This is a genomic window from Aeromicrobium sp. Sec7.5, from assembly GCF_036867135.1.
Classification (GTDB): Bacteria; Actinomycetota; Actinomycetes; order Propionibacteriales; family Nocardioidaceae; genus Aeromicrobium.
This window is the reverse complement of sequence record NZ_JBAJIJ010000002.1, coordinates 70,910-82,682: the sequence shown is the minus strand read 5'-3', so window position 1 is coordinate 82,682 and position 11,773 is coordinate 70,910. Positions and strand designations below refer to the sequence as shown.

Genomic DNA, 11,773 nt, shown 5'->3' with positions numbered 1-11,773 from the left:
CGAGTGCTAACTTCGACACTGGCACTCGTACGCTGAGAGTGCCAGAACCCATCGGTCGGACCGGTGAGGTCGATCCGGCGGGGGAGCAGGGTTCCCCGGTCGGCGCCGACCGTCCGTCGCGGGCACCCCCGACCGATCCCATTCCACGCAACTGACGCGGAGAGACAGCACCATGGCCAAGTCCATTGCATTCAACGAGGAAGCCCGGCGCGGCCTCGAGCGCGGTATGAACCAGCTCGCCGACGCCGTCAAGGTCACGCTCGGCCCGAAGGGTCGCAACGTCGTCCTGGAGAAGAAGTGGGGCGCCCCCACGATCACCAACGACGGCGTCTCCATCGCCAAGGAGATCGAGCTCGAGGATCCCTACGAGAAGATCGGCGCCGAGCTCGTCAAGGAGGTCGCCAAGAAGACCGACGACGTCGCGGGCGACGGCACCACCACCGCCACCGTCCTGGCCCAGGCGCTCGTGCGCGAGGGCCTGCGCAACGTCGCCGCCGGCGCCAACCCGATGGGCCTGAAGAAGGGCATCGAGGCTGCCGTGGCCGCCGTCAGCGAGCAGCTGCTCGCGATGGCCGTCGACGTCGAGACCAAGGAGCAGATCGCCTCCACCGCGTCCATCTCGGCCGCCGACACCACGGTCGGCGACATCATCGCCGAGGCCATGGACAAGGTCGGCAAGGAGGGCGTCATCACGGTCGAGGAGTCGAACACGTTCGGCCTCGACCTGGAGCTCACCGAGGGCATGCGGTTCGACAAGGGTCACCTGTCGGGCTACTTCGTGACCGACCCCGAGCGCATGGAGACGGTCCTCGAGGATCCGTACATCCTGATCGTCAACAGCAAGATCACCTCGATCAAGGACCTCGTGCCGGTCCTCGAGAAGGTCATGCAGTCGAGCAAGCCGCTCGTCATCATCGCCGAGGACGTCGAGGGCGAGGCCCTCGCGACGCTGATCGTCAACAAGATGCGCGGCACCTTCAAGTCGGTCGCCGTCAAGGCCCCCGGCTTCGGTGACCGCCGCAAGGCGATGCTCACCGACATCGCGATCCTCACCGGTGGCGAGGTCATCAGCGAGGAGGTCGGCCTCAAGCTCGAGAACGCCGACATCTCGCTGCTCGGCACGGCGCGCAAGGTCGTCACCACCAAGGACGAGACCACCATCGTCGAGGGTGGCGGCGACGAGACGCAGATCGCCGGTCGGGTCAGCCAGATCCGCGCCGAGATCGAGAACTCGGACTCCGACTACGACCGCGAGAAGCTGCAGGAGCGCCTCGCGAAGCTGGCCGGCGGCGTGGCCGTCATCAAGGTCGGCGCGGCCACGGAGGTTGAGCTCAAGGAGCGCAAGCACCGCATCGAGGACGCCGTGCGCAACGCCAAGGCTGCCGTCGAGGAGGGCATCGTCGCCGGAGGCGGCGTGGCACTCGTCCAGGCCACCAAGCTCGCGTTCGAGAAGCTCGACCTCGAGGGTGACGAGGCCACGGGCGCCAACATCGTCCGCAAGGCGTCGTCGGCCCCGCTCAAGCAGATCGCGGTCAACGCCGGTCTCGAGGGCGGCGTCGTCGCCGAGAAGGTCGCCAACCTGGAGCCGGGCCACGGCCTCAACGCGGCCACGGGCGAGTACGTCGACCTCCTGGCCGCGGGCATCATCGACCCGGCCAAGGTGACGCGCTCGGCGCTGCAGAACGCGGCGTCCATCGCGGCGCTGTTCCTCACCACCGAGGCCGTCGTGGCCGACAAGCCCGAGCCGGCCGGCGCTGCCGGTGGCGCGCCCGACATGGGCGACATGGGCGGCATGGGCTTCTGAGCCCACGCAGCTGACGGAACGAAGCGAGGGGCCCCGGACCACACGGTCCGGGGCCCCTTCGCGTCCCCGCCCCGCCGCGGGCGGTGCGCAGGCAACCGCATCGGGGCGGCCGGCACCCGAAGGTTGCTGGCTCACCGCTCGGCCAGCGCGGGGAACGGGAGTGGGTGCTGGCTCACCGCTTCCGGGCTTTCAGTGCTCGCTGTCGGTGCTCGCTGGCAGGGTGGAGCCGTGGCACGGTCAGAGGTCCCGCCGGAGTGGGTCGCGCGGTTCGACGCCGTCCTGTCGCGGTTCCCGGAGTGCCGGGCGGAGAAGGCCTGGGCCGGCACGCGGTGGCGCGTCCGCAGTGCCACGGTCGCCCACGTGTTCGGCGGCGAGGACCAGCTCCTGCGGGTCACGTTCCGGGCCGATCCCGACGAGGTCGCGGCCTTCGTGCACCTGGGTGGCCCCCGGTTCCGCGTCGGCGGGTGGGGGTCCGACGCGGTGGGCCTGGTGCTCGACGACCCGCAGCACCCGGTCGACCTCGGGGAGGTCGCCGAGCTGCTGACCGACTCCTACTGCCGGCAGGCGCCTCCCGCGCTCGCCGCGCTCGTCGACCGTCCGGGGGAGTAGCGTCACGGGAGTGGAGCGTCTCGAGCTGACCAGTCCCGCAGGTGCCCGACTCTCGGTGCTCGACCGTGGGGCCGCGGTCGACGCGTGGGTGCCCGCCCCGGGCACCGGCGCGAACCTGCTGGTGTCACGGACGCCGGCCGAGCGGCTCGCCGCCGATGCGCCCTACTGCGGGGTCGTCGTCGGTCGGTACGCCAACCGCATCGCAGGAGCGACGGTCACGATCGACGGGGTCACGCACCGGCTCGACGCCAACGAGCCGCCGTCCACGCTGCACGGCGGCGGCGACGGCTTCCCCCGGCGGACCTGGCAGGTCGCCGAGCGCGACGACGACCGCGTGGTGCTGCGCCTGACGAGTCCCGACGGCGACCAGGGGTTCCCCGGGACCCTCGTGGCCACCGTGGAGTACCGCCTGCACGACACGGCGGTCGACGTCGAGCTCTCGGCCGTCTGCGACGCGCCGACGGTCGTCAACCTGGCCTCCCACCCCTACTTCGAGCTCGGCCCCTCGCCCGTCGTCACGGTGCCCGCGGAGCTCTACCTCCCGGTCGACGAGCTGGGCATCCCGCGGCCCGGGACGTCGCCGGTCGACGGCACGCCGTTCGACCTGCGCGCGGGGCTCACGGTCACGCCGAGCAGCGGCTTCGACCATGCCTGGCTCGTGCCGGGGCACGGCCGCCGGCACGTGGCCCGCATCGCGGCGGCCGACGGCTCGCGGCGGATCGACGTCGTGAGCGACCGGCCGAGCGTGCAGGTCTTCACCGGCGGGTCGGCCGGTGGGGTCGCGATCGAGGCCCAGCAGGTGCCCGACGGTCCGCACCGTCCGGGCGTCGACGTCGTGCTGAGGCCGGGACAGACCTATCGCTCGTCGACACGCTGGGCGTACTCGGCCGCCAGCGACCGGTAGCGGTCGGCGATCTCGGGTCGGTGCCGGCCCTCCACCACGGCGGCGGTGGCCAGGGCCCACGTCGGCGGCTCGGAGCCTCCGGCCAGCACCCAGGCCGCCTGACGCGCGGCGCCCAGCGCGACGTACTCGGCCGTCTCCGGCACGGTGACGGGCAGGCCGAGCACGGACGGTGCCACCGCCCGCACCGCCGCGGACTGCGCAGCGCCGCCCACGAGCGTGACGGTCTCGATCGCGATGCCTTGCGTCCGGACCGCGTCCAGCGCGCCGTGGAGCAGGCACCACAGGCCCTCCACGGCGGCACGGGCCAGGTTCTCGCGGGTCATCGACCGCAGGCTCATGCCCGCGAGGGAGCCCGTGGCGGTCGGCAGGTTCGGGGTGCGCTCGCCCTCGAGGTACGGCACGTGCACGAGGCCGCCGGCCCCGGGCTCGGCGGCGAGCGCCAGCGCGGTGAGCCCGTCGTGGTCGACCCCGAGCAGGCGCGCCGTCGCGTCGAGGACACGCGCACCGTTCAGGGTGGCCGCGAGCGGGAGGTGGCGGCCCGTGGCGTCGCAGAAGCCGGCCACCAGGCCCGAGGCGTCGTGCGTCGAGGTGGCGGAGACGGCGGCCACGACCCCCGACGTGCCGATCGAGATGCTGGTGTCGCCGGGCCGCAGGCCCAGTCCGAGTGCGGCCCCGGCGTTGTCGCCACAGCCGGGACCCAGGACGATCCCACGACCCTCCACCCCCTCGGACGGGCCCAGGATGTGGGGGAGCACGATCGCGTCGGCGTCGGGGCGCCGCAGGGCGTGGGCCAGCAGGTCCCGACGGTAGGTGCCGTTGGTGTCCACGTACCCCGTGCCTGACGCATCGGACCGGTCGGTCGTCAGGTCGTCGAGCCGTCCCGTGCCGCGCAGTCGCCAGGTGAGCCAGTCGTGCGGAAGTGCCACCGCGGCGATCCGGTGCGCGAGCTCCGGCTCGTGGTCGGCCATCCAGCGGAGCTTCGTCGCCGTGATCGAGGCGACCGGCACCGTTCCGGTATCGTCGGCCCAGGCTTGCGCACCACGTTCCCGGACGAGGTCGGCGGCCGCCTTCCCCGAGCGGGTGTCGTTCCACAGGAGCGCGGGCCGCAGCACCGCCCCGTCGGCGCCGAGCGCCACGAGACCGTGCTGCTGGCCGCCGATCGACACCGCGGCGACGTCGTCGAGCCCGCCGGCCGCCGCCACGGCCTCCTGCAGCGCCCGCCACCAGTGCTCGGGATCGACCTCCGTGCCCTCGGGATGGGGTGCGCGGCCGGACCGCACGACCCGGCCGTCGGCGGCGTCGACCACGACGACGGTGCAGGACTGGGTCGAGGAGTCGACCCCGGCGACGAGGGTCACGGTCAGCCGATGAGGTGCTCGACGGCGAGCTGCTGGAGCGCGACGAAGCCGAAGTCGCGCTCGGCCGCGACCTCGGGGTCGAAGCCGTCGTCGCCGGCGAGCAGGTCGGCCACGGTCTCGCCGGGTGCCATCGTCGGCTCGGCCAGCTCGAACAGCCCGGCGTAGGTCATGGCCTCCTGGACGCGGGCGTCGGCCCGGAAGGCCGTCGCCTTCTCGGCCAGCGCGATGTACGTGCTCATGCAGGCCTCGGCCGAGGCCCACACGCCATCCATGTACTCGGTGCGCGACGGCTTGTAGTCGAAGTGGCGCGGGCCGGTGTAGCGCGGGCCGTCCGGCGTCGCGGGGAAGCCGTTCTCGAGCAGGTCGACGGTGAAGAAGGCCGAGATCAGGTCGCCGTGGCCGAACACGAGGTCCTGGTCGTACTTCAGACCACGCTGGCCGTTCAGGTCGATGTGGAACAGCTTGTCGTGCCAGAGGGCCTGGCCGAGGGTGTGCGTGTAGTTGAGGTTCGCCATCTGCTCGTGACCCGTCTCGGGGTTCAGGCCGACGATGTCGCCGTGCTCGAGCTCGGAGATCAGGGCCAGCGCGTGACCGGCGGTCGGCAGGAAGATGTCACCGCGCGGCTCGTTGGGCTTGGGCTCCAGGCCGATCCGCAGGTCGTAGCCCTGCGACTTGATGTAGCCCGCGATCGTGTCGATGCCCTCCTTGTAGCGCTCGTGCGCCGCGTGGACGTCCTTCGACCCGTCGTACTCCGAGCCCTCGCGCCCGCCCCACATGACGAACGTCGAGGCGCCGACGGAGGCCGCGATGTCGACCGCGCGCAGGACCTTGCGCAGACCGAACCGGCGGACGCCGCGGTCGTTGGAGGTCAGTCCGCCGTCCTTGAAGACCGGGTGGCTGAACGTGTTGGTCGTGACCATCTCGATCACGAGCCCGGCCGCGTCGGCGGCGTCCTTGACCGCTCCCACGGCACGCTCGCGCTCGGCCTCGTCGGCGTCGAACGCGAAGACGTCGTTGTCGTGGAACGTGATGCCCCAGGCGCCGAGCTCGGCCAGCCGCGCGACGTACTCGGTCGGGTCGAGCGCAGGGCGCGACGCAGGGCCGAAGGGGTCGGCGCCGGTCCAGCCGACGGTCCACAGACCGAAGGAGAAGCGGTCGTCGGGGGTGGGGCGGCGGACGGTCATGACAGACTCCTCGTGATTAGTTCGATGGCTGAACTTAAGTCGCCGAGTCCGCTACTGTCAACGCATGGTCGAACCGGGCGCCACGTCGTGGAGCGTGCCGGCACCCGTCGCGGTGCGGCAGTCCAGCCTGCGCGAACGCAATCTCGCGGCGATCGTGGCCGCCGTCTGCCGCACCGACGTCCCACCGTCGCGGGCCGACCTGGCCGCGGAGCTCTCCATGACGCGGGCCACCGCCGGACGCCTGGTCGACGAGCTCGTCGCCGCCCGCGTGCTCGACGAGGTCGAGCGGACGCTCGGGGGGCGAGGCCGACCGGCCAAGGGACTGCTGCCCGGGACCGGGATCGTCGGGCTCGGCCTGGCCGTCGAGACCGACCGGCTGCTCGTGCGGGCCGTCGACCTGCGAGGTCAGGTCGTGGGGGAGCGCGACGTCCCCTCCTCGCCCCGCGACGCCGAGTCGGTGCTCGACGCCCTGGCCCACGAGGCGCGGGAGGTCCGGCGGCGGCTGCAGGGGCGACGGCTCGTCGGTGTCGGTGTCGCGGTGCCGGGCATCGTCGACGACGACGGTCACCTCCTGCGCGCCCCGAACCTGCGGTGGAACGACGTCGACGTCGCCGGGATGCTCGCGTCGGTCGGCGGCCGGCGCCCGGTGCAGGTCGCCAACGAGGCCGACATGGCGGCCCTTCTGGAGGCCGAGCCCCGTCCAGGCCGACCGGGGCCGTGGACGGACTTCGTCCACGTCTCGGCCGCGGTCGGCGTGGGGGGCGCGATCGTCTCGGGCGGGCGCGTCCTGGCGGGTGAGCACGGCGCCGCGGGCGAGCTCGGTCACGTGTGCGTCGACCCGTCGGGCCCGGCGTGCGGCTGTGGGTCGACGGGGTGCCTGGAGCAGTACGTGGGCATCCGGGCGCTCGCGGAGGTCTCGGGTCTTCCGCGCGAGCGCGTGGCCGCGGAGCTCGCCGCGGGGGCGGCCTCGGGGGACCCGCGGGTGCTCGCCGCGATCGAGCAGGTCACGCACGCGCTGAGCGTCGCCCTCGCCAGTGTCGTCAACGTCGTGGGCATCTCGTCGGTCGTGCTGGGCGGTCACCTCGCGGCGCTCGAGCCCGGGACGATCGAGGCGATCCGCGCGCGCCTGGACGCCCGCGTGCTCGGCTCGCGCTGGAAGCCGGTGCAGGTCAGCGTCGCCCGGGGCGACCACGCGGCCGCTGCCACGGGGGCGGCTCACCGGGCGCTCGCCGACGTGGTGGCCCGCCCGTCGGCCTGGGTCTAGGTGGGCGTGGCGACGAGGCGGGAGAACTTCGCCGAGGAAATGTGGGCGAAACACTGGACGTGACCCCCATCACCTGCATATGTTGTGCGACACAACAATTGACGTCGAGCCACTCAGTTCCGTGCGGCCCGGCATCCCATTTCGCACGACAGAGCTAGGAGGCGTCCGCATGAAGCGAACGCGCAACATCATGGTGGCCGTCGCGATGGCAGCGACGTTGTCACTCGCGGCCTGCGGCAGTGACGACGGTGCCGGCGACGGCGGCTCGTCCGAGGGCAAGATCGGGGTGATCCTGCCGGACACTAAGTCGTCGGTCCGCTGGGAGAGCGCCGACCGTCCGGCCCTCGAGGCGGCGTTCGAGGACGCCGACGTCGAGTACACGATCCAGAACGCCGAGGGCGACGCGGAGAAGATGGCCACGATCGCCGACGGCATGATCGCCGACGGCGTCACGGTCCTCGCGATCGTCAACCTCGACTCCGACTCCGGCGCCGCGATCCAGGAGAAGGCGGCCGCTCAGGGCGTCAAGACGATCGACTACGACCGCCTGACGCTCGGCGGCTCGGCCGACTACTACGTGTCGTTCGACAACACGGTCGTCGGTGAGCTGCAGGGTGAGGGCCTCGCCCAGTGCCTGGGCGACACCCCGGCCAACGTCATCTACCTGAACGGCAGCCCGACCGACAACAACGCCACGCTGTTCTCGGCCGGCGCACACAGCAAGCTCGACCCGATCGCCGCCTACACGCAGGTCGGCGAGCAGGCCGTCCCGGACTGGGACAACGAGCAGGCCGTCACGATCTTCGAGCAGCTGTACACGCAGGCCGGCGGCGACGTCCAGGGCGTCTACGCGGCCAACGACGGTCTCGCGGGCTCGGTCATCTCGATCCTGGAGAAGAACGGCCAGGCCGGTCAGGTCCCCGTCACCGGTCAGGACGCGACGGTCGAGGGTCTGCAGAACATCCTCGCCGGCACCCAGTGCATGACGGTCTACAAGTCCGCCAAGCTCGAGGCCGGTGCGCTGGCCGACACCGCGATCGCGCTGGTCAAGGGCGAGGACGCCGAGACGACCGGCACGACCGAGGACGCCACCGGCGACCGCGACGTCCCGTCGGTGCTGCTGACTCCGGAGTCCATCACCAAGGACAACGTCAAGTCCGTCGTCGACGACGGTGGCGTCAAGGCCGAGGACGTCTGCACGGGCGACTTCGCCGCCCTCTGCGAGGCGGCCGGCATCTCCTGATGCCCCCGCTCCGCTCCCCGAGGTGCTCGCACCTCGGGGAGCGGAGCACCGCACGTCGCTCGTCCCACCCCTGATCCCCTTGCCTCGGAGGACCGCATGACCGACACCCCGCTCCTGGAGCTGCGGAACGTCAACAAGATCTTCGGCGCCGTCCACGTGCTGCACGACGTGAACTTCGCCGTCCACCCCGGCCAGGTCACGGCACTCGTCGGCGACAACGGCGCCGGCAAGTCGACGCTCGTCAAGACCGTGGCGGGCATCTACGCCGCCGACTCCGGCGAGCAGTACTTCGAGGGGAACCGGGTCCACATCACGAGCCCCAAGGCGGCCTCGGCGCTGGGCATCGAGGTGGTCTACCAAGACCTCGCCCTGTGCGACAACCTCGACATCGTCGAGAACATGTTCCTCGGCCGTGAGCTGAAGAAGGGCCCCTTCCTCGACGAGGCCACGATGGAGGAGCGGGCCCGCGAGACGCTGGCCTCGCTGTCGGTGCGCACCGTGAAGTCGGTCCGTCAGGGCGTCGCCAGCCTGTCGGGCGGTCAGCGCCAGACCGTCGCGATCGCCAAGGCCGTGCTCTGGAACTCCAAGGTCGTGCTGCTCGACGAGCCCACCGCGGCTCTCGGCGTGGCCCAGACCCGTCAGGTCCTCGACCTCGTGCGTCGCCTCGCCGACCAGGGCCTGGGCGTCGTGCTGATCTCGCACAACATGAACGACGTGTTCGAGGTCGCCGACCGCATCACGGCCCTCTACCTCGGCCGGGTGGCCGCCGACGTCGCCACCCAGGACGTCAACCACGGGCAGGTCGTGGAGCTCATCACGGCCGGTCGCAGCGGCGACCTCGGTCTGGCCCCGTCCGCCCTGCACGCCTGATCCTCCCCCCACCCTCGACCCCGAGAGCAGGAACCAGATGTCCACCGACACGACCCCGACGTCCGGGCTCGCCGGGTCCGACTTCGCGTCGGACTCCCACAGTGCCGCCGGGCTGCGCGAGGCCGGCCGTGACTACCTGACCCGTCTCCGCGGCGGCGACATGGGAGCGCTCCCGGCGACCCTCGGCCTCCTGACCCTCGTGATCGGCTTCAGCATCGCGAGCGACACCTTCCTGACCGAGCTCAACATCGCCAACCTCATCACCCAGGCCGGCGCGATCTGCGTGCTCGCGATGGGCCTGGTCTTCGTGCTGCTCCTGGGCGACATCGACCTGTCCGCCGGCTTCACCGGCGCGACGGGTGCCGCCGTCATGGCGCTGATGATCCGGGACCAGGGGCTGGGATGGCCCGTGGCGGTACTCGCCGGCATCGCCGCCGGCGCGGTGATCGGCCTGGTGATCGGCGTGCTGGTCGCGAAGCTGGGCATCCCGTCGTTCGTCGTGACGCTGGCCTTCTTCCTCGGCCTCCAGGGCGCCCTGCTCCGCATGATCGGCGAGGGCGGGTCGGTCCGGGTCGACGACGACGTCATCCGCGGGATCTCGATCGACAACCTCCCGGTCGTGGCCGGGTGGGCGCTCGCCGGTGGTGTCGTCGCCGCGTTCGCGATCCTGTCGCTGCTGCGGCACCGACGTCAGGTCCGCCAGAACCTCCAGCACCTGCCGTTCAGCGTGGTGCTGGTCAAGATCGCCGGACTCGCGGTCGTCGTGCTCGTGCTCGCCGCCGTGCTCAACGCCAACCGCAGCCGCAACCCGAACTTCCCGATCGAGGGCATCCCCTGGGTCCTGCCACTCGTCGGCTTCCTCCTGATCTTCTGGACGTACGTGCTGACACGCACGACGTTCGGCCGGCACCTCTACGCCGTCGGTGGCAACCGCGAGGCGGCCCGTCGCGCCGGCATCAACGTCGACCGGATCCGGGTCCAGGCGTTCATGATCGGCTCGTCGATGGCGGCCGTCAGCGGCATCATCGCCGCCTCGAACGCGGGCAAGGTCTCGGCGTCCTCCGGTGGCAGCAACACGCTGCTGTACGCGGTGGGTGCCGCCGTGATCGGTGGCACGAGCCTGTTCGGCGGACGGGGCAAGGCGCGTGATGCGGTCATCGGTGGTCTGGTGATCGCCACGATCGCCAACGGCCTCGGACTCCTCGACCAGCCCAGCTACATCAACTTCGTCGTCACGGGTTCGGTCCTCCTGCTCGCGGCCGCGGTCGACGCGGTGTCACGGCGTCGGCGCTCGGCCGCCGGCGTCGGCTAGCGTGCCCGGAGTGACGCGCCCAGGACTCGACCGCCCCGGCACTGGGACCAACCAGGAGGCCGTGCGACGTCACAACCTCGGCACGGTGCTCCGCTCGGTGCACCGCACGGGCAGCACCTCGCGGGCCTCGCTGACGAACCAGATGGCGCTCAACCGCAGCACCATCGGCGGGCTGGCGTCGACGCTCGAGGACCTGGGCCTCGTGCGGAGCTCGGGACCCGTGGCGGCGCGCAACGGCGCCGGTCGACCGTCGGCCGGACTCGAGGTCGTGTCGCGCCGCGCGTACGTGCTCGCGATCGACGTGGGGGTCGACCGGGTCGTGGTCGGTCGCGTCGGACTCGGGTGCGACGTCGAGGTCCGGGCGCGGATGAACCTCCCGCCCGAGCCCGCGCCGGAGCACGTCGCCCAGACGATCGTGGGACTCGTGGCCGCGGTCCGTGCCGACGCACCGGCCCACTCCTCGCTGGTCGGCGTCGGCATCAGCGTCCCGGGTGTGGTCCGCCAGGCCGACGGGGTCGTCCTGTTCGCCCCCAACCTGGGCTGGCACGAGGTGCCGTTCGAGAAGCTCGTGCGCGAGCGCCTCGACCTGGACGTCTCCCACGTGCTCGCGAACGACGCCGACCTCGGCGCGCTCGCGGAGCACGTCCGCGGAGCCGGCGTCGACGTCGACCACCTGGTGTACGTCTCCGGTGACGTCGGCGTCGGTGCCGGCGTCATCACGGCGGGTCGGCCGCTGGGGGGCGCGGGCGGGTTCGCCGGCGAGATGGGGCACATGTCGTACGACCCGAACGGCCGGCGGTGCCACTGCGGCAACCGCGGGTGCTGGGAGACCGAGATCGGCGCCGTCGCCATCGCCCGGGCCATCGGTGCGCCCGCCGACGTCGTGCCGACCCTCGACGCGGTGCTCGACGACTTCGACGGCCCGGCCGAGTCGCTGCACGAGATCGCCCGCCACGTCGGCCACGGCCTCGCGAACGTCGTCAACCTGTTGAACCCCCAGGTCGTGGTGCTCGGCGGCTACCTGGCCTCGCTGCACCGTCTGGTCGAGCCGCAGATCCTCGCCGCGATGCAGCGCGGTGTCATGGCGGCGCCCGGGGCGCAGGTCCGCCTCACGCGTCCGGCGCTCGGAGGTGACTCCGTCCTCGTGGGAGCGGCCGAGGCGGCGTTCGAGGCCCTGCTCGCCGACCCCGCGGGTGTGCTCGCCGGCTGACGCCACCGGTGCGCG

Annotated in this window: 10 protein-coding genes; 8 read left to right on the top strand and 2 right to left on the bottom strand. The window is 72.0% G+C overall.

Features of this window, described 5'->3' with window-relative positions; translation table 11 throughout:
- Positions 1–172 precede the first annotated feature (172 nt).
- The 3 genes from groL (at position 173) to V6S66_RS13655 (ending at position 3,317) form a co-directional block, all read left to right on the top strand.
- Complete coding sequence (gene groL / locus V6S66_RS13665; RefSeq protein WP_334207346.1) at positions 173–1,804, top strand: chaperonin GroEL; 1,632 nt, start codon at positions 173–175, stop codon at positions 1,802–1,804.
- Positions 1,805–2,032: 228 nt separating this feature from the next.
- Positions 2,033–2,413 (top strand): MmcQ/YjbR family DNA-binding protein, encoded by a 381-nt coding sequence (locus V6S66_RS13660; protein ID WP_334207345.1) that lies wholly within the window; start codon positions 2,033–2,035, stop codon positions 2,411–2,413.
- 10 nt (positions 2,414–2,423) lie between these two features.
- Complete coding sequence (locus V6S66_RS13655; RefSeq protein WP_334207344.1) at positions 2,424–3,317, top strand: aldose epimerase family protein; 894 nt, start codon at positions 2,424–2,426, stop codon at positions 3,315–3,317.
- On the opposite strand, the gene V6S66_RS13650 is transcribed toward V6S66_RS13655, so the two are convergent.
- Complete coding sequence (locus tag V6S66_RS13650) at positions 3,269–4,675, bottom strand: xylulokinase (RefSeq protein ID WP_334207343.1); 1,407 nt, start codon at positions 4,673–4,675, stop codon at positions 3,269–3,271. The genes V6S66_RS13655 and V6S66_RS13650 overlap by 49 nt on opposite strands.
- A 2-nt stretch (positions 4,676–4,677) precedes the next feature.
- Positions 4,678–5,859, bottom strand: a complete 1,182-nt coding sequence (gene xylA, locus V6S66_RS13645) for a xylose isomerase (protein WP_334207342.1) — start codon at positions 5,857–5,859, stop codon at positions 4,678–4,680.
- 64 nt (positions 5,860–5,923) lie between these two features.
- Here xylA and V6S66_RS13640 point away from each other — a divergent pair, with 64 nt between their 5' ends.
- The 5 genes from V6S66_RS13640 (at position 5,924) to V6S66_RS13620 (ending at position 11,758) form a co-directional block, all read left to right on the top strand.
- Complete coding sequence (locus tag V6S66_RS13640; RefSeq protein WP_334207341.1) at positions 5,924–7,123, top strand: ROK family protein; 1,200 nt, start codon at positions 5,924–5,926, stop codon at positions 7,121–7,123.
- Positions 7,124–7,292: 169 nt separating this feature from the next.
- Positions 7,293–8,366 carry a sugar ABC transporter substrate-binding protein gene (locus V6S66_RS13635; protein WP_334207340.1) on the top strand — a complete coding sequence of 358 codons (1,074 nt, stop codon included), beginning with the start codon at positions 7,293–7,295 and terminating at the stop codon, positions 8,364–8,366.
- A 96-nt stretch (positions 8,367–8,462) separates the two neighbouring features.
- A complete protein-coding gene (locus V6S66_RS13630; protein WP_334207339.1) occupies positions 8,463–9,236 on the top strand; it encodes an ATP-binding cassette domain-containing protein in 774 nt (257 codons plus the stop codon).
- Positions 9,237–9,273: 37 nt separating this feature from the next.
- Complete coding sequence (locus V6S66_RS13625; protein ID WP_334207338.1) at positions 9,274–10,548, top strand: sugar ABC transporter permease; 1,275 nt, start codon at positions 9,274–9,276, stop codon at positions 10,546–10,548.
- Positions 10,549–10,558: 10 nt separating this feature from the next.
- A complete protein-coding gene (locus V6S66_RS13620; RefSeq protein ID WP_334207337.1) occupies positions 10,559–11,758 on the top strand; it encodes an ROK family protein in 1,200 nt (399 codons plus the stop codon).
- Positions 11,759–11,773 lie beyond the last annotated feature (15 nt).